The organism is Chromobacterium haemolyticum (genome assembly GCF_009936155.1).
Classification (GTDB): Bacteria; Pseudomonadota; Gammaproteobacteria; order Burkholderiales; family Chromobacteriaceae; genus Chromobacterium; species Chromobacterium haemolyticum.
Window position 1 is genome coordinate 3,604,475 of sequence record NZ_AP019312.1, and the last position, 24,543, is coordinate 3,629,017.

The following is a 24,543-nucleotide window of genomic DNA, read 5'->3' on the forward strand; positions in this document are numbered from 1 at the left end:
GAGATTGCCGTGCCGCGCATCGTCAAACATCTGGGCCGGGTGGATTACGAACCCACCTGGCGCGCCATGCAGGCGTTCACCGACGCCCGCAACGCCGACACCCCCGATGAACTGTGGGTGGTTGAACACCCGCCCGTCTACACCCAGGGCCTGGCCGGCAAGCCGGAGCACCTGCTGCACGCCACCGCCATCCCGGTGGTGAAAACCGACCGCGGCGGCCAAATCACCTATCACGGCCCCGGCCAGTTGGTGGTTTACCTGCTGGTGGACTTCAAGCGCATGGGCATAGGCGTGCGCGAGCTGGTGCGCCGCATCGAACAGGCGGTGATAGACGCGCTGGCGGAACTGGGCATCCACGGCAACGGCGACGTGGACGCGCCCGGCGTATACGTCGCCGGCGCCAAGATCGCCTCGTTGGGCCTGCGCATCAAGAACCACGCGGTCTACCATGGCCTCAGCTTCAATGTGGACATGGACCTGGCGCCGTTCGATTCCATCAATCCTTGCGGTTACGCCAACCTCAAGGTGACCGATCTGAAACAACTGGGAGTGGAGCTGAGCCTTGCCGCCGCCGCCGATACGCTGCTGCCGCATCTGGAGCGCCTCCTGAACAGCACCGAGGAACTGACATGAAGCCGGAAAACCAGGCTGGGGTCAAACACAAGGGCGCGGCCAAAACCGCCCGCATCCCCATCAAGATCGTCCCGCTGGACGAAAAGCTGAAAAAACCGGAATGGATCCGCGCCAAGCTGCCCAACGGCCAGCGCTTCCACGAGATCAAGCAGATCCTGCGCGAGCAAAAGCTGCACACCGTCTGTGAGGAGGCCACCTGCCCGAACATCGGCGAATGTTTCAGCAAGGGCACCGCCACCTTCATGATCATGGGCGACATCTGCACCCGTCGCTGCCCGTTCTGCGACGTGGGCCACGGCCGCCCCAACCCACTGGACCCGGACGAGCCGCGCCACCTGGCGGAGAGCGTCGCCGCGATGAAACTGAAATACGTGGTGGTCACCTCGGTGGACCGCGACGACTTGCGCGACGGCGGCGCCCAGCACTTCGCCGACTGCATCAACTCGGTTCGCGAAATGTCGCCCAACACCCAGATCGAGACCCTGGTGCCGGACTTCCGCGGCCGCCTGGACGTGGCCGTCGACATCCTGAGCCAGACGCCTCCGGATGTGATGAACCACAATCTGGAAACCGTGCCGCGGCTGTACAAGCAGGCGCGCCCGGGCTCGGATTACGCGCACTCGCTGCAATTGCTGAAGGATTACAAGGCCAAGAACCCCGAGGTTCGCACCAAGTCCGGCCTGATGGTGGGCCTGGGCGAAACCGACGAGGAAATCCTGGAAGTGATGCGCGACCTGCGCGCCCACAATGTGGACATGCTGACCATAGGCCAGTACCTGCAGCCCTCCGACGGCCACTTGCCGGTGCTGCGCTACGTGCATCCGGACGTGTTCAAGATGTTCGAGAAAAAAGCCTATGAAATGGGCTTCGTCCACGCCGCCGTGGGCGCGATGGTGCGCTCCAGCTACCACGCCGACGTGCAGGCTCACGAGGCCGGCGTGTAAACGGGCCAAGCCAGGCAGACGCAAGGGAGCCCCAGGGCTCCCTTTTTCATTGCCATGTCTTTGGTACAGGCTCGTAACGACGACGGATCGTCTATACCACGACATGCGCCCGCCATAGCGTCCGCGCAAGTTTCATCCCGCAAACCGCGCGGTCGCGCCAGCGCCCGCCTGCCGATGGAGCCGCGCCATGTCCGTCAGTCCCGCCTTCCGCCTGCTGCCCTTGTTGCCGCTGTTGCTGGCCGCTTGCGCCAACAACGCTCCGGACAAACCGTTCGCCGATTTCGACGACGCCGCCCGCAGCGTCACGCAAAGCTCCGCCGACACCTTGGCGCGCATCCAGCAAAACACCCGCCTCAACGCGGTGCTCACCGCGCCCAACGCCCCCTTGCGCGCGGACACCTTCAGGCCTCAAGCCGGCAACGGCGCCAGCTACGATCTCGGCCCCGCGCTGGGACAGCTGCAAGCCACGCTGGACGCGCTGGAAAAATACGCCCGGACCCTGCGCAGCCTCGCCGGCGACCGCGAGGCAGAAGCCCGGGTCGACGCCGCCGCCCAGGACTTGTCCGACAGCGTCCAGGACCTGAAACTGCGCGGCGGCGACGAAACCGCCGCCAAGATTCTGGCCACCGCGGCCGACGCGCTGGGCCGCCAACTCACGATGGCGCAACGTAAGAACGCGTTGCGCAACACCATGACCATCGCCCAGCCCGGGCTGGAATTGCTGGCCGCCAGCAGCCACCGCGCCTTGAGCGCGCTGCCCGGCTACCTGAGCGTGCTCAGGGACAGCCTGCTGCGTCACGCCAACTTCAGCCGGCCGCGCTACGGCAGCTGGGAGCGCTATCAGTTCGACCTCGCCATCGCCGACCGGCTGCGCGAATTCGAACAGATCGAGGCCGCGCTGCAAGCCAGCGACAAAGCGATTCAGGCTTTCCCCGACACCAATCGACAGTTGCTGCAAAGCCTGGACGCGCCTCAATCCAAACTACAAGCGCTGCGCGACTTCGCCGCCGAAGCCAGGCGGCTGCGCAACTTTTATCGCGATCTGCCCGCCAAATAAAGGAGGCAGCATATGGACAGCCACCGAGTGACCGAGCTTGCCAGCGGCCTGGCATCCCGCATCAACAATCTGGCGGTCGCCAGCCTGGGCGCGGACAGCCGAGCCCTGCTGGCGCAGCAGGATGAATTGGCCAACCAGACCCTGGCGCTGATAGCGCGGGACTTGAACGCCGACACAGAAAACTTCCAACACGCTATAGCCGCGCTGCAGGCGGCGACGGATGCCGCCGACCACGCAGGACGGCAGCTGCAACGCGTGGGCGACGCCATCAAACTGACCGCCAAGGCCATAAGCGCGGTGGCCAAGCTGCTGGCCTGATAAGCCAGCGGCTACTTCTGCGCCGGATACGGCCGCGCGCGGCCGTCCGCCAGACTCAGAACCAGCATCAGGCCGGCGCTGGTCAGCAAGCTGAAATAAATCGGTGTATTGGCATCCAAACCATCTCTCAGCATGAAGAACACCGCCGTGCCCAAGCCGCCCAGCATCGCGCTTACAGCGCCAGTGGTCGTGGCCCGCGGCCAGCAAATCGCCGCCAGCTGGGGCACTAGCATGCTGCCCACCAGCAGGTTGTAGGCCAGAGTCAGCGCCTGGATCACGTCATTCACCCACATCGACAGCGCCAGCACCAAGACGCCGGCCAGTAAGGTGGCCGCCCGGTTGCGCCACAAACCGGCCCTCTCCCCCGGCAGCAAATCCTCGGTCAGAGTAGTCGACGCGGCCAGCAAGGCGGCGCTGGCGGTGGACATCATCGCCGCCAACGCCGCTGCGATCACTAGGCCGCGCACGCCGTCCGGCAACACGCCTTTGACTACAGTGGCGAAGGCATTGTTCGGATTCTCCAACTCTGGCAACAACACCCGCGCCGCCATGCCGATCAACGCGCAAACAAGCCCATACAACAAGCAATACAGGCCGGCGGCGCTGCTGGCAAAGCATGCCACCTTGCCGTCGCGCGCGGTAAACACCCGCTGCCACACGTCCTGGCCTATGATGATGCCGAAAAAATAGATCAGGAAATACGTCAGCACCGTCCCCCAGCCCAGGCCCGCGAAACTGAACGCGGACGCCGGCAGCCGGACGGCCAACTGTTCCCAGCCTCCCACCCGCCACAAACAGATTGGCAGCAGCACCAGCATCAGGCCAACCGTTTTGATAACGAATTGCACGATGTCGGTCAGCGTCAGCGACCACATGCCGCCGATGGTGGAGTAAGCCACTACCACTCCGCCGCCGATGATGACGGCCAGCCAGAACGGCAATTCGAATAGCACCTGCATCACCGTGCCTATCGCCAGCACCGAGGTCACGCAGATCATCAGGGCATAGGACAGCATCACCAGCGCGCTGGCTTTGCGCGCCAGCGGATGATAGCGGCGCTCCAACACCTGGGTGACGGTGAACACGCGCAGGCGCAGCAGTGGCTTGGCCAGAAACAGATTGAGCACCACGATGCCGCTGCCCAGCGCGGCGCACAGCCAAAAACCCGAAATGCCGTAAACATAGCCCAGCCGGACCGTGCCCACGGTGGAAGCACCGCCCAGCACCGTCGCCGCCATGGTGCCCATATACATTAGCGGCCCCAGATTGCGCCCAGCCACCAAATACTGCTCCCGGTCGCTGGCACGGCGCATGCCCAGCCAGCCCAGCCACAACATGGCGCCGATATAGGCGGCCACCGTCAATAGATCCAGACTCATCTCGTTCTCCTCTTGTTCTCGGGTCCGCGGCGCATTCTCCGGCGCTCGCGTGCATGGAGTCTGCGCGGCTTAGCGCGCCGGCGCGGGCAAGACGCACAGCATCTCGAACAACAGATTGGCGCCCAGTAAGGCGGTATTGCCGCTGGCGTCATACGGCGGCGACACCTCGACCAGATCGCCGCCCACCAGATCCAGGCCCCGGCAACCGCGCACGATCTCCAGCGCCTGCATCGAACTCAGGCCGCCCACTTCCGGCGTGCCGGTGCCGGGCGCGAACGCTGGGTCGATGCCATCTATATCGAAGCTCAGATACACCGGCGTCTTGCCCATTTGCGCACGTACCTCGGCCATCAGCGGTCCCAGCGAGCGATGCCAGCACTGCTCCGCCGTCACCACCCTAAACCCGCGTTGACGCGACCAGTCGAAGTCCGCAGCCCCGTAACCGCTGCCGCGCAGGCCGATCTGGACGACCCGCCCCTCGGCCAGCAGCCCCTCCTCCCAGGCGCGGCGGAAGGTGGTGCCGTGCGCGATCTTCTCGCCGAACATCTCGTCGTTGACGTCGGCGTGAGCATCCACGTGCACCAAGCCCAGCGGACCATGCTTGCGCGCCAGGGCGCGCAGGGCCGGCAAGGTAACCGTGTGGTCGCCGCCCATGCCCAGCAAACGTACCGGATGCCGCAATGCCAGATCATAGGCCGCCTCGATCCGCGCCACGCTGTCCGCCAAGTTATAGGGATTGGTGGCGACATCGCCGAGATCAGCCACTTGCAGCCGTTCGAACGGCGCCGCGCCGCTACCCAGGTTGTAGGGGCGCAGCAGCGCCGACTGGCTGCGGATTTCCCGCGGGCCAAAGCGGGTGCCGCTGCGATTAGAGGTGCCGATATCCAGCGGCAGGCCGATGAAGGCGGCGTCCAGGCCGGCGGCGCTGTCGGGCAGAGGTAGGCGCATCATGCTGGCGACGCCGCCGAAACGCGGCATCGCATTACCGCTCAGCGGTTGGTTGAGCAAAGGGGCGGACATAAGACCTCCTGCGTCTTGATGGATAGGATCACGCAGTCTATGCGGCCGTCTCCCCGGCTAATATCACCAAGCGCCACGGTTTACATGGATGGAAATGAATGTATTAATCAGTCCATTCCCACCCTTAGCGCCAAGCGGCGCGGAGGCCCATGATCAATACCTTGAGCAGCATGGATTTGAGGCTGATCCGCGTGTTTCAGGCCGTAGTCGAGGCCGGCGGCGTTTCCGCCGCGCAGGGCACGCTGAACATCAGCCAGTCCACCATCAGCAATCAGTTGGCGGCATTGGAAACCCGGCTAGGCTATCGGCTGTGCGAACGCGGCCGCGGCGGCTTCGCGCTGACGACCAAGGGCGAACGCCTGCTGACCGCCAGCCGGCAGCTGCTGGAATCGATTGAAGTGTTCTGTCAGGAAGCCCGTCAGTTGGACCGGCAATTGGTCGGACAACTGCGCATCGGCGTGATCGGCCATACCGCGCTGGGCACCAATGCGCGGTTGTCGACGGCGATCCGACGCTTTCGCGCGCGGCCGCAAGCGGTGGAGTTGATTCTGTCCATGCTGCCGCCGGGCGGCCTGGAGGAGGCGCTGCTATCGGGCGGCATTCATCTGGGCATCGGCTATTGCTGGCATCGCGCGCCGCAGCTGGATTACCAACCGCTGTTCGTCGAACAGCAGCAGGCCTACTGCGGCCGCGACCACCCGCTATTCCCGCAAGCCGGAGCGCTGGGCCCCGCCGATCTGGCCGCGCACGACTGGGCCTGGCGCAGCTATCCGCTGCCCGATACCGGGCTGCCGGTGGGGGATTGGCGCATCAGCGCCCGCGCCGACAATATGGAGGCGATCGCCGCGCTGGTCTTGTCCGGCCAACATCTGGGCTTTTTACCGGAACACTATGCCGCGCCGCTGGCGGAGCGGGACTTGCTGCGAGCGCTGGACCCGGCGCGCTGGCGCTATCTGGCCGAATTCCAGCTGGTCACCCGCAAACGCGGCCATCCCAATCCGACGCTGCAGGCTTTCGTCGCCGACCTCGTCGCCGCCCACGCCTAGCCGCGCGCCGGACATGAAAAATGCCGCCCCTGTTGCCAGGGGCGGCATTCCAAACTGTTCGCAGCTTTACGTCTAGCCCGTAACGCTTAGAACTTGTGTACGACGTTCAGACCGAAGGCCTTGATCTTGTCGGTGTTGTTGCTATTGCTCTTCAGGAAAGCGCTATCAGCCTTGATTTCGCCGTACTGAGCGCCGATAACGGTGCGCTTGGACAGGCTGTAATCAACGCCCAGCAGGTACTGTTTGTAGCCGCTGTCGTCTTTCTTCACGCCATCAACTTTGTAGTCTTTGGACTGAGCGTAGGTGAACTTGGGCATGAAGGCGCCGATCTGGTAGCCGGCGGTCAGCGCGTATTCTTGCGACTCGTACTTGCTGTTGTTAACAGCGCTGCTGTCGCTCAAGAAGCTGAACGGGGTAACGGAGAAGTCGCCTTTGTCATTGCGATAGCCCAGCGCCACGAAGATGTTGTTGGCGTTGTAGCCAGCTTCGATGCGGTGCTTGTTGTTAGCCTTGCTGCTCAGGTTCAGACCGGCAACAGTCGGGCTTTCGTGGATGAACTGGTACTTGCCGAAGAAGCCGCTGTTCTCGTAGGACAGGCCCAGGTTGTAGGTTTCACGATCGGTGTTCTGAACAACGTTCGGGTTACCAGAGGCATCAAAGCCACGCTTGTCTTCTTTAGTGCCGTACAGGAAGGCGGCCTTGAAGCCGGCGAATTCCGGGGTGTCGAAACGCACGGCGTTCTTAACATAGCCGTCGCCGCGGGTGAAGGCGTTCAGTTGCAGCGCGTTGCTGCTGCTTTCCCACGGGTTAACTTGAGCCATGTCGGACTCGCCGTAGTTGGCCAGGTGACCCAGACGGAAGGTACCGAAGTTGGAGGACAGACCCACGAAGGATTCGCGGCTGGCGAAGGAACCGCTGCTTTCGCCGGTGCGGCTCTGGCCGTCAATGCCGAAGCCGGTTTCAACTTGCCAGATGGCTTTCAGGCCATTGCCCAGATCTTCATTGCCCTTGAAACCGATACGCGAACCCAGGTCGTCGATATTGGTTTGCTTAGTGCCCTTGCTGCTGTCGACGTATTCAACGCCGCCTTTGATGGTACCGAACACGGTTACGTCGGCGAAAGCGGCTGCCGGCAGAGTGGCAACCATCAGAGCGATCAGACTTTTTTTCATGATGTGGCTATCCTTCTTGTTTACTTAGGAAGTGAGCGAATACTAGTTGCTGTGTTTCACATTTGCAACTAGCCATGCAAACTTGTGGTCATTAAACAACAGTAGTGTCAAAAAAACAACATCAGACTTCAGGCAATCAGACTGGAACACTCAGGCGAAGTTTCACTCACAACTTGTTAAAATTCATTAACCACAAGCATTTGAGCAAAAAAATGCCCGCACGCGGCGGGCTTAAGATTGGATAGACTTGACTCGAATTCAAAGAAGCGAAAAAGAATCTGTATCAGTGAATTCTGACACTGATTGTAATCAATCACTTTGTAAAAGTCCATTTACAATACGGCTTTAATGTAAATAAAGTGTGAACACATCGTAAATTTTGAGAATTCGGTAGATACAAAGACACCAGACGGCTATTCATCCCCTTCATGGCCCCCCGGCAACGGGACAAGAAAAAAGCCGCGCTAGCGCGGCTGGGCTGTAAGATCAAAATGCTGTCAATGCCCGGCCGGCAAAGTCAGTTGCACGCACAAGCCGCCTTGCGGTCGGTTGTTAAGCTTGAGGTCGCCTCCGTGGTCTCGCGCAATCGCCCGCGCGATCGCCAGACCCAGACCGCTGCCCCCGGTATGACGCGCCCGGGAGTCCTCCAGACGCACATAAGGCTCCATGACCCGCTCCAGGTCGGCTTCGGCGATGCCCGGCCCCTGATCCTGAATACGCACCTCCACCCAGTCCTCCCGCTGCCGCAGGCTGACCTCGATCGCCCCGCCGCCATAGCGGCGAGCATTCTCCAGCAAATTGCCCAGGCAGCGGCGCAAGGCGCCGACCTTGCCGGCCACCGGGGCTACCGGCTCGCTGTGCAACTGGATGTCGGCGCCGAAAGCCTCCATATCCTCCACCACGCTTTCCAACAAGGCGTTGAGATTGAGCTTCACCACCCCCTCACTGCCGCAGCCGCCTCGCAGATAGGTCAGCGAATCATTGATCAGTTGGTCCATTTCCAGCAGGTCGCGCTCGATCGCCTGTTTTTCCGACGATTCGGCCAAGCCCTCCAGACGCAAGCGGATGCGCGTGATGGGCAAGCGCAGGTCGTGCGATACGCCGGCCAGCATCTGATTGCGGGTCTTCAGCAAGCGCTGCAACTCGGTCTGCATCCGGTTGAAGGTTCTAGCGGCTTCAGCCACCTCTTCGGAACCGGTTTCCGGCAAGGGTGCCTGATTAAGGTTGCTGGCCAGGCCACGAGCCGCGCGCGCGAACAGATCCAGCGGCCGAATCAACTGCCGCACTGCCCAGGCGCCCAGGATCGCCGCCGTCAAGGCCACCAACAAGAGCCAAGCCAAGATACGGATAGGTTGATCGGCCAGCGAAATCGGCCGCGAAGCGTTGAAGGTCAGCACCGTGCCGTCGCTCAGTCGAGCCTGTACCGTTGCAAGGTGGGTCTTGAACTCGGCCAGCGGGCCCAGCGCGGTCAACTCCTCGCTCACAATGGAGCCGGCGACGCCAGCGTCCCGCGTGGGCGTGAAATTCTTCAACCCCAGGCCCCCAACCTTCTCGATCAAGGCCGCGCGACCGCCTGCCGACGAGTCTTGCTGCTTGGACAGCACCTGCAGCGGGTAAGGCTTGATCAGGTCGCGCTTGATCAATTGCTGAAACGAACGGCCATGTAAGCTCAACGGATTTTCCGGCCGCTCCCAGAACCGGTCCATGCGCACCAGCAGCGTGGGCTGGTTCAAGGCGGAAATCACCTGCTCCCGATATTTGCTCGGACACTCGTCCAACAGGTTGACAATGTCGGCGATGTGTTGCGCGGTGTATTGCACGCGCAAGGAATTGCTCAAGCGATCGCGGTCGCTGAGTATGAAATAGATGCCCAAGGCGTTGGCCAGCAGCAAGCCCCCCACCAAGGTCAACAAAATCTGGCCATACAATGTGCGCGGCAACCACTTCATCTCAGCGCTTCCACCTCGCAGGCCAGCATGTAGCCGCCGCTGCGTATGGTCTTGAGCAGCATGGGCTCGCGCGCGTCCTCGCCCAGCCGGCGGCGCACCCGTCCTATCATCACATCTACGGTGCGGTCGAAGGGTCCGGCTTCTTTGCCGTTCATCGCCTCCATCAGTTGATCGCGCGACATCACCGCGTTGGCGTTTTCCGCCAAGGCTTGCAACAGCTTGAATTCGCCGCCGGACAACGGGGTAACCACGCCGGCCTCATCCAGCAGATGCTGGGCGTTCAGATCCAGCGTCCAGCCGGCGAAGCGCAACCGGCGCACGCTGGCCGTATTCGCAGGCTGATCCGATACCCGGCGCAGAATGCTCTTGATCCGCGCCAGCAACTCGCGTGGACTGAACGGCTTGGTCAGGTAATCGTCCGCGCCCATTTCCAGGCCGATAATGCGATCCAATTCGTCGCCGCGCGCGGTCAGCATCAGGATGGGCATGCAGGAACGTTCGCGCAAGTTGCGGCACAGGGTCAGACCATCCTCGCCCGGCAACATCAGGTCCAGGATCAACATATTGTAGTTCTGCGCGGCAATCGCCTGATGCATGGCCTGACCATCGCCGACGGCGTCGACGGCGAAACCCTGCCTACCCAGGTAGTCACACAGAAGATCTCGCAAATCGGGGTCGTCATCCACCACCAGCAGTCTTGGCAAATCGACAGTCATAACAGCTTTTCTCCATTGCGGCTTTGTTATTAGGATACCGCGCCCACCCGCCGGGCTGAGGGAGAAATCGTGGGCAAATGAGAAAGGTTTACACAAGGTTTACAAAAAACCGGCCACGCGCATCGCGCGTGACCGGCTTCTCTCTCGCCCTCGGGGCCATGCTCCGCCGCTGACGATGCGCCTACCTCAATCGTTGGGGTTCTGGTCTCGCGTCTTGTGCAGCGAATACAGCACGCCCGCCAACAGCAAGCCCAGTGTCGCAGCCAGGGACCAAGCAGTGGGGATCTTGAACGTTACCCAACCCGCGTCGTTGAAGAACACCAGGCCCACCTTGACGCCTATCAACACCAACACCAGCGACAAAGCGTACTTCAGGTAATGGAACCTATGCACCATCGCAGCCAACGCGAAGTACAGCGCGCGCAGGCCCAGAATCGCGAAGATGTTGGAGGTGTACACCAGGAACGGGTCCTGGGTAATGGCGAAGATGGCCGGGATGCTGTCCACCGCGAACACCAGATCGGCGCTCTCCACCATGATCAATGCCAACAGCAGCGGCGTCGCCCACCAGCCACGCGCCAAGCCATGCTTCTCACCGCGCACCAGGAACTGTTTGCCGTGCAAGTCCGGCGTCAGCCGCAAATGGCCGCGCAGCCACTGGTACATGCGGTTTTCCTGGATGGGCGCGTGCTCGTCGTCGGAAAACAGCATCTTGACCCCGGTGGCGATCAGGAACAGGCCGAACAAGACCAGCACCCACTGGAACTGCGCCACCAGCGCCGCGCCCAGGCCTATCATCAAGGCCCTCATCACGATCACGCCGAGAATCCCCCAGAACAGCACCCGGTGCTGATACAGCCGCGGCACCGCCAGGCTGGAGAAGATCAGCGACATCACGAAGACGTTGTCCATGGACAGCGACTTCTCCACCACATAACCGGTCAGATACTGCATGCCGGCGTCCGCGCCCTGATACCACCAGATCCAGCCGCCGAAGGCCAGACCGACGCCGATGTAGAAAGCCGACAGCATCAGGCTTTCCTTGACCCCGATCTCTTTTTCCTCCTTGTGCAGCACGCCCAGATCAAAAGCCAGCAGCGCCAGCACGATGGCCATGAACATCAGCCACACCCACAAGGGATAGCCGGCAAAACCAGCGCTCAACCATTCCATAAGCATTCCTTTCGGCAATAGAAAGGCCCCGGGCCGAGCGAACCGCCCCGGGGCCTGAATTCACAAACGCCGCCCCCGCTGCCGCGGAGGCGGGTCAAGATTTAACGGCCGTGTTCCAGCGCGCCGATGCGCTCCTCAATGCTGGGGTGGCTGGAGAACAGCGCCATCAGGCCGCCGCGTCCGCCGGAGATGCCGGACGCCGCCATGTTCTGCGGCAGATCGCCGGCGGCGACGCCGCCCAGACGGCGCAGCGCGTTGACCATCGGACGCGCGCCGCCCAGCAGCGTGGCCGCGCCCGCATCGGCGCGGAATTCGCGCTGACGCGAGAAGTACATCACGATGGCGGAAGCCAGGATGCCGAACACGATCTCACAGACGATCACGGTGACCATATAGCCGATGCCAGGGCCGCTGGACTGTTCGTCGTTGCGGCGCAGAAAGCTGTCCACCAGATAGCCGACCACGCGCGCCAGGAAGAACACGAAAGTGTTGACCACGCCCTGGATCAGCGTCAGCGTCACCATGTCGCCGTTCTGAATGTGTGCGACTTCGTGCGCCAGCACCGCCTCCACTTCTTCTTCCGTCATCGAGGCCAGCAAGCCGGTGGACACCGCCACCAGAGAATTGGATTTGCTCGGGCCAGTGGCGAAGGCGTTGGGTTCCCCCTCGTACACCGCCACCTCGGGCATCGGCAGATTGGCGCGGCTGGCCAGCTTCTGCACGGTATACACCAGCCAGCGCTCGGTATCGTTGCTGGGTGTTTCAATCACGCGCGCGCCGGTGCTCCATTTGGCCATGGTCTTGGAGAGCATCAGCGAAATGAAGGCGCCGCCAAAGCCCATTACCGCGGCGAAGCCCAGCAGCGTGCCCAGGTTCAGGCCGTTGCCCGTCATGTAGCGGTTCAGCCCCAACAAGCTGGCCACAATGCTCAGCACCACCATCACGGCGATGTTGGTGGCGATTAATAGAATGACTCGTTTCATGGTGTTGGCCCTTGCGTTGAATTCGACGGCATTCCGTGGAACGCCCGACACAGTGCATTCTAGACGCTGCGTCCCTCGGAAAAAATCAAATATAATCAGAAAATACATCAAGTTTTTTCGAACCATCATGTCCGAACGGATCAACTTCAAGCATCTGCATTACTTCTGGGCGGTTGCCCACGCCGGCGGCGTCACCCGAGCGGCGGAACAATTGGGCGTCAGCACCCAAACCGTCAGCGGCCAGATTTCGCGTCTTGAGCAGAGCCTGGAGCGAACCTTGTTCCGACAACAGGGGCGCCAGCTGGTTCTGACCGAAGCCGGCCATGTAACGCTGCGCTACGCCGACCAGATCTTCATGCTGGGCGAGGAATTGCAGGAAACGCTGGAAGACGCGCAGCTGGACAAGACCATCCGCCTGGCGGCGGGCATCTCGGACGTGTTGCCCAAGGCCATTGCGCTCAAGCTGTTGGAACCGGCGCTGCGGCTGGACGCCAAGGTCAGGCTGCAATGCGGCGAAGGCGATTTCGACGAATTGCTGGCCGACTTGACCCGCCACCGGCTGGACGTGGTATTGGCGGACCGGCCAATGGCGGCTGGCGGATCGCAGCCCTTTCAATCCTGGCTGCTGATGCGCTGCCCGGTAAAGATCGCCGGCGCGGCGGAATTATGGCGACGCCACGCCGCGGGATTCCCCGCCAGCCTGAACCAAGCACCAATGTTGCTGCCCAGCCGCCACCATGTGCTGCGCAGCCAGCTGGACCAATGGTTTGAAGAACGCAGGATCAAGCCGGACATCGTTGCGGAGTTCGACGACGGCGCCTTGCTGGACGCCTTCGGCCGCCAGGGCTTCGGTCTGTTTCCCACCACGGCGCCAAGCGACGGCAACGCGAACGCGCCGCAGGCGCTGGGCGAGGTCGACGGCGTCTGGGAACATTATTACGCCATCGCCAACCGTCGCCGGCTGCAACATCCGGGCGTGCAGGCCATGTTGCAAGCCGCCATCGAAGCCGCGTCCTGAAAGCAAAAAACCCCGGACGGGTCCGGGGTTTGACGGTGCGGCGCGGACTTACTCGCCCAGGTAGGCGTTGCGCACGCGTTCGTCGTTGAGCAGGTCCTTGGCCGGGCCGCTCATGGTGATGCGGCCGCTTTCCATCACGTAGCCGCGCTGCGACACTTCCAGCGCCAGCTTGGCGTTCTGCTCCACCAACAGCATGGTCACGCCCTCCTTGGCCACCATCTGGATAATCTCGAAGATCTTCTCCACGATGATGGGGGCCAGGCCCATGGACGGTTCGTCCAGCAGCAGCAGCTTGGGCTTGGACAGCATGGCGCGGCCCATGGCCACCATCTGCTGTTCGCCGCCGGACAAGGTGCCCGCCAATTGCTTCTGCCGCTCCTTCAAGCGGGGAAACAACTCGTACACCCGCTCGGCCTCGCTCTGGATCGCGGCCTTGTCGTCGCGATAGTAAGCGCCCATCAGCAGGTTTTCTTCCACGGTCAGCTTGGCGAATACCCCGCGGCCCTCCGGCACCATGGCCAGGCCGTGGCGCACGAAGTTGTGCGGTGCGATGGTGGAGATGTCCTTGCCGTCGTAGTGAATGCTGCCGCCGGATTTCTTCACCATGCCCACCAGGGTTTTCAGCGTGGTGGTCTTGCCAGCGCCGTTGGCGCCGATCAGGGTCACCAACTCACCCTGTTTGATGTGAAAATCGATTCCCTTGACTGCCTGAATGCCGCCATAGGCCACTTGCAGGTCTTTGACTTCCAAAATGCTCATGCGTGTGCCGCTCCCAGGTAAGCCTCGATCACTTTCGGGTTCTTGCGCACCTCTTCGGGAACGCCTTCGGCAATCTTCTTGCCGTAGTCCAGCACCGCGATGCGGTCGCACAGGCCCATCATCAATTTGACGTCGTGCTCAATCAGCAGCACGGTCACGCCTCCGGCTCGGATTTTGGACATCAAGTCCTTCAACTCCTCGGTTTCACGCGGGTTCATGCCGGCGGCCGGCTCGTCCAAGGCCAAGAGCTTGGGTTCGGTGGCCAGCGCGCGCGCGATTTCCAGCCGGCGCTGGTGGCCGTAGGACAGATTGCGGGCGCGCTCGTGCGCAACGTCGGCGATGCCCACGTACTCCAGCAGCTCCCATGCCTTGTCGGTAATCGCCTTTTCTTCGGCCATGGTGCGCCTGTCGCGCAACACCGCGCCCAAGGCTCCGGCCTTGGAGCGAATGTGGCGCCCCACCATGACGTTTTCCAGCGCCGTCATTTCGGCGAACAAGCGGATGTTCTGAAAGGTGCGCGCGATGCCGGCGGCCACGACCACATGCGGCTTCTGTTGGAACAGATTGTGGCCGTCGAACTCAAACGCCCCCTCGTCCGGCACGTACAAGCCGGTCAGCACGTTGAACAGCGTGGTCTTGCCCGCGCCGTTGGGGCCGATCAGGCCGTAAATCTCGCCCTTGTTGATGGTCAGCGCCACATTGTTGAGCGCGTGCAGGCCGCCAAAGCGTTTATGGATGCCTTCTATCTTCAGCAAAACTTCAGCCATGCTCAACCTTTCTGCCCTGCGGCTTCTCTATCGTCACGGAACTCGGCTTTACGGCGCTTGGACGGCCACATGCCCTCCGGCCGCACCAGCATCATCACCACCATCGCCAAGCCGAACAACAGCATGCGGGCGTTTTCCGGGTCGATCAGCATTTTGCCGAAGGTTTTCATCTGCAGCGGGCCAATCACGTCGCGCAGGATTTCCGGCGCAATGGTCAATACCACGGCGCCGAGAATCACGCCCGGAATGTGACCCATGCCGCCCAGAACGATCATCGCCAAAATCATGATGGACTCAAGCAGGCTGAACGATTCCGGCGACACAAAGCCCTGGAAGGACGCGAACAAGCCGCCGGCCACGCCGCCGGACAAAGCGCCCAAGGCGAAAGCCAGCAGTTTGATATTGCGAATGTTGATGCCCATCGCCGCGGCGGCGATATCGTCCTCGCGCAGCGCCACCCAGGCACGGCCGATGCGCGAATGCTGCAAGCGCCAGGCCATGATCACCACACCCACGGTCAACGCCAGGAACAGGTAGTAGTACAGATAGACGCTGTGGAAGCTGAGTCCGAACAACTCCATGGTATCGCCCAGCGACACGCCGCCCACCTTGATCGGATCGATCAGATTGATGCCTTGCGGGCCGTTGGTGATGTTGACCGGCGTGTTCAGGTTATTCATGAAGATGCGCACGATCTCCCCGAAACCCAGCGTCACGATGGCCAGATAGTCGCCCTTGAGCCGCAATACCGGCGTGCCCAGCAAGATGCCGCAGAAAGCCGCCAGCACCGCGCCCAGCGGGATGGTGATGTAGAACGGCAGATGCAGGCCGAAATGCGGCGAGCCCAGCAAGGCGAAGGTATAGGCGCCGACAGCGTAGAAGGCGATGAAACCCAGATCCAGCAAACCGGCGAAGCCCACCACGATGTTCAGGCCCAGCGCCAGCATCACGTAGAGCAAGGCAAAGTCGACGATGCGGACCCAGGAGTTGCCCAGCAGGCCGCCCACGAGGAAAGGCAGAACCGCCATCGCCACCGCGGACAACACGAACAGGCCAACTTTCTTGCCGGTGTCCATCTTATTGATATTGAGTGCCATGGTCATGATATGTCGTCTCCAGGATCAGGCACGGTCGGCCATCTTTTCGCCCAGCAGGCCGGACGGACGGAAAATCAGCACCATGATCAATACCATGAAGGCGATGATGTCCTGATAATTGGAACCGAGGAAGCCTCCAGTCAGCGTGCCGATATAACCGGCGCCCAGGCTTTCGATGATGCCCAGCAGCAAGCCGCCGGCCACCGCGCCGCCCAGATTGCCGATGCCGCCCAGCACTGCCGCGGTGAAGGCCTTCAGACCAATCATGAAGCCCATATAGTAATGAGCCTGCTCATAGTTGGTGGCCACCATCACGCCTGCCACCGCGCCCAGGCTGGAGCCTATGACAAAGGTGGCGGATATGATGGTGTTGACGTTGACGCCCATCAGGCCGGCTACCGCCGGGTTCTGGCTGGTGGCGCGCATCGCGCGACCCAGCTTGGTGCGTTCCACCATCAACAGCAGACCAGCCATGATCACCAGGCACAGTACGATGATGGTGATCTGCAGCTTGGTGATGCTGGCGCCGAAGAAGGACACCACGTCATGGTCGAGGATTTGCGGAAACGGAATGTAGTTGCGGCCCCAGATCAGGATAGCCACCTGCTGCAGCACGATGGACAGGCCGATCGCGGTAATCAGCGGCGCCAGTCTTTGCTTGCCGCGCAGCGGGCGGTAAGCGATGCGCTCTACGGTGAAGCCCAGCAGCATGCAGGCCGCAATCGCCACCAGCAGGCCGATCAGCACCAGAGCGGGACCGGGCAAGCCGGAACCGGACAAGGCATTGATGACGGATATGGTGACCATGGCGCCAAACATCACCACTTCGCCGTGAGCGAAGTTGATAAGCCCCATGATCCCGTACACCATGGTATAGCCCAATGCGATCAACGCATAAATGCTACCCAGAACGAGACCGTTCAGGATTTGTTGCAGAAAAATGTCCACGTTGGGAGATCTCCTTTGTATTGACGACCGGCAGCTTGCGGGGCTTTCCCTCTTATTGGCTGCTGCCTGTTCTTGAGTGCCCGGACGAGCCTTGATTATTTGGATTCTGTCAGACAGGCGAACGGATTATGTAGGTGGATTCCAGCGACTGTCAATCTTAAAGATTGGTTAAAACGGCACCAAATCAAGCCTATTTAAAAACAATTTAACACATTGTTTTTCATGTATTTTTTTAAAAAAAAAGACAAAACCGGCCAAAGAAATTTTGAATTTCTCCGGATAAAGACAAACCCTAGCTCAGCCGCTCGTTTTTCAGATTTTGATCATGTCTCGGCGCAAAATATGTTCGATTTCGAAAAGACATCTACCAAAGAATTCGCATTACAACATTCGCTCGCTTTCGTGATTCGAATGGATACAATCTCCCAAAAAGACGGCCGACTCTGACAAAAATTGCACGGCGCGACACATCGCACATCAAGCAAGAATGAGACCATCGCACTCAGCGCCCATCCGACATTCTTCGCTGCGCGATTTTATGGCTGAAACATAGCCCATCCTATTCGTCTTGGCTGCAACTGTCTTAAGAACGGCCGCCACACACCCCCGGTGCGGGGCGCGCGCCTTCGATGCGCCAGCCGCATTTCATACGGCCACGCCTCCACATAAGGGGTTATCTGGAGACGGCGTCCCCCAGTCTTAGCGCCAATTAGATCGAAATAAGCAACAATTTAGTGCGATTTAGATGGTTTATTCCCATTAAGCGTGCGTTTTATAGTGAGCGTCGCAATCCACCACTCACTGCCCGCGATAGACGTCGGGCCATATGGAGAATGAATCGATGCCCCGTCAAATCCTCATCGCTGGCGCCTTGACCCTGGCGGCAACGGCCGCCTTCGCCGCCGAACCGCTGAAGCTGTCCATCTACAACGCCGACGGCAATAGCTTCAATGTCAGCTCGGTGCTGGTCAGCGGCGAAAAAGACGCTATCCTGATCGACACCGGCTTCACCCGCGCCGACGCCCACCGCATCGCCGCCAAGGTGCTGGACAGCGGCAAGCAACTAAAAACCATCTATATCAGCCAAGCAGACCCTGACTACTACTTCGGCGCCGCCGAACTGAAGAAAATCTTCCCCCAGGCCCAAGTCCTCAGCAACGGTCCGACCCTGGCCAAGATCAAGGCCAATATTCAGGGCAAGATCGCCTATTGGGGCCCGAAAATGGGCGCGAACGCGCCAAGCGCCGCGCTGCTGCCCGATGAGCTGAAAGGCGAACGTCTGGAACTGGAAGGCAAGACGCTGGAAATCAAAGGCACGCGCGGCGTACTCGCCCACCGCGGCTATGTGTGGATTCCATCCATCCGCGCGATTGTCGGCAATGTCGGCGTCACCGCTCCCAGCATGCACGTCTGGACCGCGGACACCCAGAGCCGAGCCGAACGCCAGGCCTGGATCAAGCAGTTGGATGAAATGGAAGGCCTTCAACCGGCGATCGTGGTGCCCGGCCACATGCAAGCTGGCGATAAAACCGATCTGAGCGCCGTGCGCTTCACCCGCCAATACTTGCAGCGCTTCGAATTGAATCTGGCCAAGTCGGCCGATAGCGCCCAGTTGATCCAGGCGATGAAGCAAGCCTTCCCGCAAGCGGGCGAAGACATGTCGTTGGAGATCGGCGCCAAAGTCAACAAAGGCGAAATGAAATGGTAAGCGCCACCAAGATTCGACTCCACTACTTTTACGACCCGCTGTGCGGCTGGTGCTACGGCGCCTCGCCGCTGCTGCTGGCGGCCGCGGCGCGGCCGGAAGTCGAACTGGCGCTGCACGGCGGCGGCATGCTGAGCGCGCCGCACAACCGGCGCGTGAACCTGGAATGGCGCGGCTATGTGATGCCTCACGATCACCGCATCGCCGCTCTCAGCGGCCAGCCCTTCGGCGACGCCTACTTCGACGGCTTGTTGCGCAGCGAAGCGCGCCTGGACTCGACGCCGCCCATCGCCTCCGTTCTGGCCGCGCCGGAACTGGGCATTGCGCCGCAAGCCATGCTGGCCCATGTGCAAGCCGCTCATTATCTGCACGGTCTGGAGATTGCCGATGTCGCCGTGCTTGCCCGACTGGCAGCGGAATTGGGCGCGCCCGCCGGCCGCTTCGCCGATGCCTACGCCGGCGGCCTGGCACACAGCGTCGAACATATAGACCATAGCCGCCGCCTGATGAATCGTCTGGGCCTGCGCGGCTTCCCATCCGCGGCACTGGAAGTGGACGGCCGCTTCGAAGCCCTAGATCTAGGTTCTTACTTGGGCAAGCCGGACATGTTCAGCCAGCACTTGGCGCAACTCGGCGCCGCTTCCCGCTCCGGCTTGGCCGACCTGCCGCCGATGTGCGGGCTGGACGGCTGCTAAGAATCTGCTCACGATCCGCCGCGCGTTGTAGAGCGTTACACGGTGAGTATGGCTTCGAAATGCTCATGTACCGTGTGTACGCTCCGCTTTCTCTGCCGTTTTCGCTTTAGCTCGCAAGATCGTAAACAGGCTCTAAGTTCACGTCCATACCCTCCTCGCCAACGGCGGTCCTGTCTCATCATGGCCGCCGTTTGGCTTGCCGGCCCGCGCGGCAGTTGATGACAAACAAATTCACGGGCGCTACAGTATTCGGACACATCAAAACAAATTCACTGTCTACAGCCATTGGCTGAAATAAGGGAACCCGTCCGGATGAAAACCTTAGGCCCCACCCTGTCCCTCACCCTGCTCGCGCTCAGTACCGCGGCAAGCGCCGCTCAAGACCCGTATCTATGGCTGGAGGAGATTCAAGGCAAAGAAGCACTGGCCTGGGTTAGCCAGCAAAACACGAACACGCGCCAGGACCTCGGCCGGCAAGCCGACTATCCGACTGTGCGCCGCGAACTGCTGACCATCCTGGACTCCAACGACCGCATCCCCTCCGTCGAGAAGATTGGCGGGCTGTACTACAACTTCTGGCGCGACAAGGATCACCCGCGCGGAGTGTGGCGGCGCACCACTTTGGACGAATACCGCAAGGCCGCGCCGCAATGGGAAACGGTGCTGGATCTGGATGGGCTGGCCAAGGAGGAAGGGGAAAACTGGGTTTGGCAAGGTGCTGACTGCCTGCGTCCCAATCAAGAGCGCTGCCTGCTGCGCCTAAGCCGCGGCGGCGGTGACGCCGCGGTGGTGCGAGAATTCGATCCGGTCGCCAAAGCCTTCGTCAAGGACGGCTTCCAGTTGCCGGAAGCCAAGAGCGAAGTCAGCTGGCAGGACCATGACTCCCTTTATGTAATGAGCGACTTCGGCCCTGGATCGCTGACTGATTCCGGCTACCCCCGCGTGGTCAAAACCTGGCGCCGCGGCCAGCCGCTGGCCCAGGCGCAAACCGTGTTCGAAGGCCGGCAAGCCGACGTCGCCGTGCACGCGGCCCGGATTGACGCCCAAGGCCGCCGCTACGACGTGATCACGCGCGCGCCCACCTTCTTCACCACGGAAACCCGCCTGCTGGTTGCAGGAGAATGGCGACGGCTGGACAAGCCAGACCACGTCGGCGTCGATTTTTTCGACAACTGGCTGTTGCTAACCCCCAAGCAGGACTGGAAAATCGGCGCAAAAACCTGGCGCGGCGGCTCCCTGCTGGCCATCGATGTTGAAGCCTATCTGGCCGGAGCGCGCGACTTCACCCCTTTGTTCGAGCCAAGCGCCACCGTCTCGCTGGCGGAACAGACGTCCACCCGCGACAGCCTGCTGCTGACCACGCTGGACAATGTCGGCAGCCGCTTGCGGGAGTGGAAGGTCGTGGCCGGTCAATGGCAATCGCGCACAGTGGATACCCCAAGCTTCGGCAGCATCAGCGTGCGCGCGGTCGACCCTGATCGGGACAACCGCTACTTCTACAGCTTCACCGACTTTCTAACGCCGCCGACGCTGGCGCTGGCCGAGGCCGGCAGCGATCAACGCCAGACGCTGAAACAACAGCCCGGCTTTTTCGACGCCAGCCCCTACCGCATCCAACAGTGGTTCGCCGTCTCTCGCGACGGCACTCGGGTGCCCTACTTCCTGGTCAGCCGCAAAGACATCAAGCTTGACGGCTCCAACCCCACGCTGCTGTACGGCTACGGCGGCTTCGAAGTGTCGCTGACCCCGCGCTACAACGGCGCGCTGGGCAAAGCCTGGCTGGACCGCGGCGGCGTCTACGCGCTGGCCAATATCCGAGGAGGCGGCGAATACGGCCCGGCTTGGCACGAGGCGGCGCGCAAACACTTGCGCCAGAACGCCTACGACGACTTCGCCGCCATCGCCGAGGACCTGGCCAAGCGCGGCGTGGCCAACGCCCGCCATCTGGGGATCAAAGGAGGCAGCAACGGCGGCCTGCTGATGGGAGTGATGCTCACCCAGCGGCCGGAACTATTCAACGCCGTGGTCTGCCAGGTGCCGCTGCTGGACATGCGCCGCTTCAACCGCTTGCTGGCCGGGGCCAGCTGGATGGATGAGTACGGCAACCCAGACCAGCCGGAAGACTGGGCCTATATCCGCCGTTATTCGCCCTATCAGAACCTGAAGCCGGACGCGCGCTACCCGGCCACCCTGTTCATGACCTCGACGCTGGATGACCGGGTCCACCCCGGCCATGCCCGCAAGATGTTCGCGGCCATGCAGGCGATGGGCGCCCCGGTGCAGTATTTCGAACGTACCGAGGGCGGGCACGGCGCCGCCGCCAACCACCAGCAAGAGGCCGATATCGCGGCGATGGAATACGCCTTCCTTCTGCGTCAACTGCGCTGACGGCCCCCGCCAGACAGGAGACGCGCGAGCGGAGCGTCAAAAATAAACCGCCTGCGGCCGAAACGGCGACAGGCGGTTTTTGCATGGGATACGCGATGTTCAATCATCGCCGGACTCGACCCAACTGGGGCTGCGCTTGGCGATGAAGGCATTCACGCCCTCGATCTGCTCCGCGCCGCCTATCAGTTGACGCACCGCGGCGCGCTCGCGCTCCAGATGCTGGGCCAGCGTCAGGTTGCCGCTCTCCTCGATCAGACGACGCGCCGCGGCCACCGCGCCCGGCGCTTGGTTCGCCACCTTGTTGGCCAGGCTGATCGCCACGATCTTGGCGAAGCCCTGATCCACCACCTCCTCGATCAGCCCGATGGTCAAGGCCTTCTCGGCCGTCACCACTTCGCCGCCCAAAATAATGCGCTTGGCCCAGGAGACGCCCACCTTGTCCGCCAGCGTCTTGGTGCCGCCCGCCGCCGGAATGATGCCCACCTTGGCCTCCGGCAACCCGAGCTTGGCTCCACGCTCGGCCACCATGTAATCACAGCCCAGCGCCAGTTCCAGGCCGCCGCCCAAAGCGTAGCCGTTGATCGCGGCCACGGTGACGCCGCGGTATTGCTGCAAACTGCGCAAAGCTCCGGCGAAGGCGTCGAAGACCTTGTCGGCCTCGACCGCGTCGCCGGAGGCGAATTGCTTCAAATCGGCGCCGGCGGAAAAAAACGCGTCGCCAGCCCCGGTCAGCACCACCGAACGCACAGCCGGATCCGCATCCAGCGACCGCATCGTCGTAGCCAGCTCATTCAGGCTCTCCGTGGTCAGCAGATTCGCCGGCGCGTTTTTGAGAGTCACGATCGCTGACTGGCCCAGCCGCTCAAGTGTCAGATACTTGGCCATATTTTCCTCACTCTATCCCCATGGATTACATCGCTTATGCATATGTTTTGACCAGGTCGAGCGCCTGGATCCTCAGCGTGGGACCCATTGCGCATAGGTCCGAAGCCAAAGCAGCATTCTCATTGCAAACTGACCTTTTGACCAGTAGTCGGCCAACAAGACCATCATTTTTTTTATAACTTTCTTTAAGGAGATGCCAAGTAAAATTTTGATAAAGGCAATAAATGCCAAAAGCAAATATGACCACCGCGCGCGCAAGCCCAGGCCGCCACTCTGTTACCATAGAGCTTTCTGAGACAGGTTGCGGCATGATTGAAACGAGCGGGTGGATATTGTTTCTGGCGGGCTTGCTGGGCGGCGGCCACTGCATGGGCATGTGCGGCGGCATAGTCGCTGCGCTGACGCTGAATCTGCCCCCCGAAACCGGCCGCTGGCGCATTATGCTGGCCTACAATCTGGGGCGCATCGGCAGCTACGCGCTAATCGGCGCGCTGCTGGGCGGCTTGGCCGCCACCGGCCTCGCCCTGCTGGACATCCGCGGCCTTCAACTGACCTTGGCGCTGTTAGCCAACCTGATGCTGGTGGCCATGGGCCTCTACCTGGCCGGCCTGTCCGGGGCGGTCAATCTGATCGAGCGCTTGGGCGTGCCGATCTGGCGCCGCTTGCAGCCGCTGCTGGGACGCCTGCTGCCGGTCCGCTCACCGCAATCCGCATTGCTGGCCGGCATGGTCTGGGGCTGGCTGCCCTGTGGATTGGTCTACAGCGCTTCGCTGTCGGCGCTGGCCACCGGCAGCGCATCCGGCGGCGCGCTGGCCATGTTGGCCTTCGGCCTCGGCACCTTGCCCAATCTCTTACTGATGGGCGCCTTTGCCGACAGCCTGCGCCGCTGGATGCAACAACGACCAGTCCGCCTCACGGCGGGACTGGTCGTTGCGGGCATCGGCGCCTGGCAGTTGCTGCGGGCGCTTATTTAAACGACTTCAGAATGGTGTCAACATTGTAGCGGAACATCGCCAAGTAGCTGGGCGCAGGACCGGACGGGCCTGACAGCGCGTCGGCGTACAGCTTGCCGCCTATCGTCACCTTGGCCTCTCGCGACAACTGCTCCAACAGACGCTTGTCCGTCATGTTCTCCATGAACACCGCCGACACTTTCTCCTGCCGCACCTGGCGCACCAGACGCGCCACCGCCTTGGCCGATGCCTCGGACTCGGTGCTCACCCCCTGAATGGCCAACACTTGCAGCTGGTAACGCTCGCCCAGGTAAGCGAAGGCATCGTGCGAGGTCAGCATCTTTCGCTTGGCTGCCGGCACGGCGGCAAAGGCCTTTGCCGCCCAGGCGTCCATTTCCTTCACTTTGGCAGCGTACTCGGCGGCGCGGCGGGCGTATTCCTGCTTGCCGGCCGGATCCGCCTGGCTCAGGCCGGCCTCGATGTTGCGGATGTAAGTCAGCACCCGCTTGGGATCATGCCAAGCGTGCGGATCGATGGCTCCATGGTCATGCCCGGCATGGCCGTGATCATGTCCATGATGATCCTCGTCCTCCGCTTCGCGGGTCTTGATGCCCTTGCCCGCCTCCACTTGCACGCCTTTGAAATGAGCGGCCTTGCTCAGCCGCACCATCCAGCCCTCCATCCCCAGGCCGTTGGTGACCAGCAGCTTGGCGCCCGCTACTTTCTTGACGTCGGCCGGCGACGGCTGGAACACATGGGCGTCCTGGTCCGGTCCCACCAGCGAGGACACTTCGACGCGATCGCCGCCGATTTCCCGCGTCATATCGGCCACGATGCTGAAGCTGGCCACAACCGGCAGCTTGGCCCAGGCGGACAAGGGCAGGCCCAGCAACAACAGGGCCATGATTGATTTCTTCATCGGCGACTTCCTTATCAAG

At 61.7% G+C, this 24,543-nt stretch carries 23 protein-coding genes; 10 read left to right on the forward strand and 13 right to left on the reverse strand.

What is annotated here, in order from left to right; all coding sequences use genetic code 11:
- Window positions 1–9 precede the first annotated feature (9 nt).
- From lipB to GYH29_RS16535, 4 genes are all read left to right on the forward strand, one after another.
- Window positions 10–633, forward strand: coding sequence for a lipoyl(octanoyl) transferase LipB (lipB, locus tag GYH29_RS16520; protein ID WP_019101293.1), 624 nt, complete (start codon window positions 10–12; stop codon window positions 631–633).
- Window positions 630–1,577 carry a lipoyl synthase gene (gene lipA / locus GYH29_RS16525; RefSeq protein ID WP_019101292.1) on the forward strand — a complete coding sequence of 316 codons (948 nt, stop codon included), beginning with the start codon at window positions 630–632 and terminating at the stop codon, window positions 1,575–1,577. The genes lipB and lipA overlap by 4 nt, the downstream gene beginning before the upstream one ends.
- 187 nt (window positions 1,578–1,764) lie before the next feature.
- A complete protein-coding gene (locus GYH29_RS16530) occupies window positions 1,765–2,634 on the forward strand; it encodes a hypothetical protein (RefSeq protein ID WP_161524152.1) in 870 nt (289 codons plus the stop codon).
- A gap of 12 nt (window positions 2,635–2,646) precedes the next feature.
- On the forward strand, window positions 2,647–2,952 hold the full coding sequence (locus tag GYH29_RS16535) for a hypothetical protein (RefSeq protein WP_019101290.1): 306 nt from the start codon (window positions 2,647–2,649) through the stop codon (window positions 2,950–2,952).
- A gap of 11 nt (window positions 2,953–2,963) precedes the next feature.
- On the opposite strand, the gene GYH29_RS16540 is transcribed toward GYH29_RS16535, so the two are convergent.
- The gene (locus GYH29_RS16540; RefSeq protein WP_161524153.1) at window positions 2,964–4,331 is read right to left on the reverse strand and encodes a sodium:solute symporter; all 1,368 of its coding nucleotides are present in this window, start codon (window positions 4,329–4,331) and stop codon (window positions 2,964–2,966) included.
- A 69-nt stretch (window positions 4,332–4,400) separates the two neighbouring features.
- Window positions 4,401–5,351 carry an agmatinase gene (speB, locus tag GYH29_RS16545; protein WP_198001589.1) on the reverse strand — a complete coding sequence of 317 codons (951 nt, stop codon included), beginning with the start codon at window positions 5,349–5,351 and terminating at the stop codon, window positions 4,401–4,403.
- Window positions 5,352–5,500: 149 nt separating this feature from the next.
- Between speB and GYH29_RS16550 the strand changes: the two genes are divergently transcribed.
- A complete protein-coding gene (locus GYH29_RS16550) occupies window positions 5,501–6,397 on the forward strand; it encodes a LysR family transcriptional regulator (RefSeq protein WP_019101287.1) in 897 nt (298 codons plus the stop codon).
- 86 nt (window positions 6,398–6,483) lie between these two features.
- Here GYH29_RS16550 and GYH29_RS16555 read toward each other — a convergent pair whose 3' ends face one another.
- The 5 genes from GYH29_RS16555 to htpX all read right to left on the reverse strand — a co-directional run bounded on the left by GYH29_RS16555 (window position 6,484) and on the right by htpX (window position 12,390).
- On the reverse strand, window positions 6,484–7,569 hold the full coding sequence (locus GYH29_RS16555) for a porin (RefSeq protein ID WP_019101286.1): 1,086 nt from the start codon (window positions 7,567–7,569) through the stop codon (window positions 6,484–6,486).
- Between the two features lie 497 nt (window positions 7,570–8,066).
- A complete protein-coding gene (locus GYH29_RS16560) occupies window positions 8,067–9,518 on the reverse strand; it encodes an ATP-binding protein (protein WP_019101285.1) in 1,452 nt (483 codons plus the stop codon).
- Window positions 9,515–10,234: a response regulator gene (locus tag GYH29_RS16565; protein WP_161524154.1), complete on the reverse strand. Its 720-nt coding sequence runs from the start codon at window positions 10,232–10,234 to the stop codon at window positions 9,515–9,517. Before GYH29_RS16565 ends, GYH29_RS16560 begins: the two co-directional genes overlap by 4 nt.
- A 186-nt stretch (window positions 10,235–10,420) precedes the next feature.
- Window positions 10,421–11,407 (reverse strand): TerC family protein, encoded by a 987-nt coding sequence (locus GYH29_RS16570; RefSeq protein WP_019101283.1) that lies wholly within the window; start codon window positions 11,405–11,407, stop codon window positions 10,421–10,423.
- Window positions 11,408–11,508: 101 nt separating this feature from the next.
- On the reverse strand, window positions 11,509–12,390 hold the full coding sequence (gene htpX, locus GYH29_RS16575) for a protease HtpX (protein ID WP_019101282.1): 882 nt from the start codon (window positions 12,388–12,390) through the stop codon (window positions 11,509–11,511).
- A gap of 127 nt (window positions 12,391–12,517) precedes the next feature.
- On the opposite strand from htpX, the gene GYH29_RS16580 reads away from it, so the two are divergent.
- Entirely contained in the window at window positions 12,518–13,408 is an 891-nt protein-coding gene (locus GYH29_RS16580) for a LysR family transcriptional regulator (RefSeq protein ID WP_161524155.1), read from the forward strand.
- A gap of 48 nt (window positions 13,409–13,456) precedes the next feature.
- Here GYH29_RS16580 and GYH29_RS16585 read toward each other — a convergent pair whose 3' ends face one another.
- The 4 genes from GYH29_RS16585 to GYH29_RS16600 are packed head-to-tail and all read right to left on the reverse strand — an operon-like array spanning window position 13,457 to window position 16,979.
- Window positions 13,457–14,167, reverse strand: coding sequence for an ABC transporter ATP-binding protein (locus tag GYH29_RS16585; protein WP_043594237.1), 711 nt, complete (start codon window positions 14,165–14,167; stop codon window positions 13,457–13,459).
- On the reverse strand, window positions 14,164–14,934 hold the full coding sequence (locus GYH29_RS16590) for an ABC transporter ATP-binding protein (protein WP_043633033.1): 771 nt from the start codon (window positions 14,932–14,934) through the stop codon (window positions 14,164–14,166). The genes GYH29_RS16585 and GYH29_RS16590 overlap by 4 nt, the downstream gene beginning before the upstream one ends.
- A 2-nt stretch (window positions 14,935–14,936) precedes the next feature.
- Window positions 14,937–16,037, reverse strand: a complete 1,101-nt coding sequence (locus tag GYH29_RS16595) for an ABC transporter permease subunit (RefSeq protein ID WP_081556274.1) — start codon at window positions 16,035–16,037, stop codon at window positions 14,937–14,939.
- Window positions 16,038–16,055: 18 nt separating this feature from the next.
- The gene (locus GYH29_RS16600; RefSeq protein ID WP_043594245.1) at window positions 16,056–16,979 is read right to left on the reverse strand and encodes a branched-chain amino acid ABC transporter permease; all 924 of its coding nucleotides are present in this window, start codon (window positions 16,977–16,979) and stop codon (window positions 16,056–16,058) included.
- Window positions 16,980–17,820: 841 nt separating this feature from the next.
- On the opposite strand from GYH29_RS16600, the gene GYH29_RS16605 reads away from it, so the two are divergent.
- The 3 genes from GYH29_RS16605 to GYH29_RS16615 all read left to right on the forward strand — a co-directional run bounded on the left by GYH29_RS16605 (window position 17,821) and on the right by GYH29_RS16615 (window position 21,767).
- On the forward strand, window positions 17,821–18,687 hold the full coding sequence (locus GYH29_RS16605; RefSeq protein ID WP_019101176.1) for an MBL fold metallo-hydrolase: 867 nt from the start codon (window positions 17,821–17,823) through the stop codon (window positions 18,685–18,687).
- Window positions 18,681–19,379: a DsbA family protein gene (locus tag GYH29_RS16610; RefSeq protein ID WP_019101175.1), complete on the forward strand. Its 699-nt coding sequence runs from the start codon at window positions 18,681–18,683 to the stop codon at window positions 19,377–19,379. The genes GYH29_RS16605 and GYH29_RS16610 overlap by 7 nt, the downstream gene beginning before the upstream one ends.
- Window positions 19,380–19,691: 312 nt before the next feature.
- Window positions 19,692–21,767 carry a prolyl oligopeptidase family serine peptidase gene (locus GYH29_RS16615; protein WP_161524156.1) on the forward strand — a complete coding sequence of 692 codons (2,076 nt, stop codon included), beginning with the start codon at window positions 19,692–19,694 and terminating at the stop codon, window positions 21,765–21,767.
- Window positions 21,768–21,866: 99 nt separating this feature from the next.
- Here the strand turns inward: GYH29_RS16615 and GYH29_RS16620 are convergent, their stop codons facing one another.
- Window positions 21,867–22,652 carry an enoyl-CoA hydratase gene (locus GYH29_RS16620; protein WP_043594254.1) on the reverse strand — a complete coding sequence of 262 codons (786 nt, stop codon included), beginning with the start codon at window positions 22,650–22,652 and terminating at the stop codon, window positions 21,867–21,869.
- Window positions 22,653–22,960: 308 nt separating this feature from the next.
- Here GYH29_RS16620 and GYH29_RS16625 point away from each other — a divergent pair, with 308 nt between their 5' ends.
- Window positions 22,961–23,626, forward strand: a complete 666-nt coding sequence (locus GYH29_RS16625; RefSeq protein ID WP_039754583.1) for a sulfite exporter TauE/SafE family protein — start codon at window positions 22,961–22,963, stop codon at window positions 23,624–23,626.
- Here GYH29_RS16625 and GYH29_RS16630 read toward each other — a convergent pair.
- Window positions 23,619–24,524: a metal ABC transporter solute-binding protein, Zn/Mn family gene (locus GYH29_RS16630; protein WP_019101171.1), complete on the reverse strand. Its 906-nt coding sequence runs from the start codon at window positions 24,522–24,524 to the stop codon at window positions 23,619–23,621. The two genes, GYH29_RS16625 and GYH29_RS16630, sit on opposite strands and share 8 nt — an antisense overlap.
- Window positions 24,525–24,543: the final 19 nt, after the last annotated feature.

Excerpts from the sequence above, each read along its gene's own strand:
- GYH29_RS16630 (WP_019101171.1), bottom strand. The coding sequence starts at position 24,524 with ATGAAGAAATCAATCATGGCCCTGTTGTTGCTGGGCCTGCCCTTGTCC.
- GYH29_RS16540 (WP_161524153.1), bottom strand. The coding sequence starts at position 4,331 with ATGAGTCTGGATCTATTGACGGTGGCCGCCTATATCGGCGCCATGTTG.
- GYH29_RS16625 (WP_039754583.1), top strand. The coding sequence starts at position 22,961 with ATGATTGAAACGAGCGGGTGGATATTGTTTCTGGCGGGCTTGCTGGGC.
- GYH29_RS16585 (WP_043594237.1), bottom strand. The coding sequence starts at position 14,167 with ATGAGCATTTTGGAAGTCAAAGACCTGCAAGTGGCCTATGGCGGCATT.
- GYH29_RS16590 (WP_043633033.1), bottom strand. The coding sequence starts at position 14,934 with ATGGCTGAAGTTTTGCTGAAGATAGAAGGCATCCATAAACGCTTTGGC.
- GYH29_RS16560 (WP_019101285.1), bottom strand. The coding sequence starts at position 9,518 with ATGAAGTGGTTGCCGCGCACATTGTATGGCCAGATTTTGTTGACCTTG.
- GYH29_RS16530 (WP_161524152.1), top strand. The coding sequence starts at position 1,765 with ATGTCCGTCAGTCCCGCCTTCCGCCTGCTGCCCTTGTTGCCGCTGTTG.
- GYH29_RS16595 (WP_081556274.1), bottom strand. The coding sequence starts at position 16,037 with ATGACCATGGCACTCAATATCAATAAGATGGACACCGGCAAGAAAGTT.
- lipA (WP_019101292.1), top strand. The coding sequence starts at position 630 with ATGAAGCCGGAAAACCAGGCTGGGGTCAAACACAAGGGCGCGGCCAAA.
- GYH29_RS16550 (WP_019101287.1), top strand. The coding sequence starts at position 5,501 with ATGATCAATACCTTGAGCAGCATGGATTTGAGGCTGATCCGCGTGTTT.
- GYH29_RS16535 (WP_019101290.1), top strand. The coding sequence starts at position 2,647 with ATGGACAGCCACCGAGTGACCGAGCTTGCCAGCGGCCTGGCATCCCGC.
- GYH29_RS16555 (WP_019101286.1), bottom strand. The coding sequence starts at position 7,569 with ATGAAAAAAAGTCTGATCGCTCTGATGGTTGCCACTCTGCCGGCAGCC.
- GYH29_RS16620 (WP_043594254.1), bottom strand. The coding sequence starts at position 22,652 with ATGGCCAAGTATCTGACACTTGAGCGGCTGGGCCAGTCAGCGATCGTG.
- speB (WP_198001589.1), bottom strand. The coding sequence starts at position 5,351 with ATGTCCGCCCCTTTGCTCAACCAACCGCTGAGCGGTAATGCGATGCCG.
- GYH29_RS16615 (WP_161524156.1), top strand. The coding sequence starts at position 19,692 with ATGAAAACCTTAGGCCCCACCCTGTCCCTCACCCTGCTCGCGCTCAGT.
- GYH29_RS16570 (WP_019101283.1), bottom strand. The coding sequence starts at position 11,407 with ATGGAATGGTTGAGCGCTGGTTTTGCCGGCTATCCCTTGTGGGTGTGG.
- GYH29_RS16605 (WP_019101176.1), top strand. The coding sequence starts at position 17,821 with ATGCCCCGTCAAATCCTCATCGCTGGCGCCTTGACCCTGGCGGCAACG.
- GYH29_RS16565 (WP_161524154.1), bottom strand. The coding sequence starts at position 10,234 with ATGACTGTCGATTTGCCAAGACTGCTGGTGGTGGATGACGACCCCGAT.
- GYH29_RS16580 (WP_161524155.1), top strand. The coding sequence starts at position 12,518 with ATGTCCGAACGGATCAACTTCAAGCATCTGCATTACTTCTGGGCGGTT.
- GYH29_RS16610 (WP_019101175.1), top strand. The coding sequence starts at position 18,681 with ATGGTAAGCGCCACCAAGATTCGACTCCACTACTTTTACGACCCGCTG.
- htpX (WP_019101282.1), bottom strand. The coding sequence starts at position 12,390 with ATGAAACGAGTCATTCTATTAATCGCCACCAACATCGCCGTGATGGTG.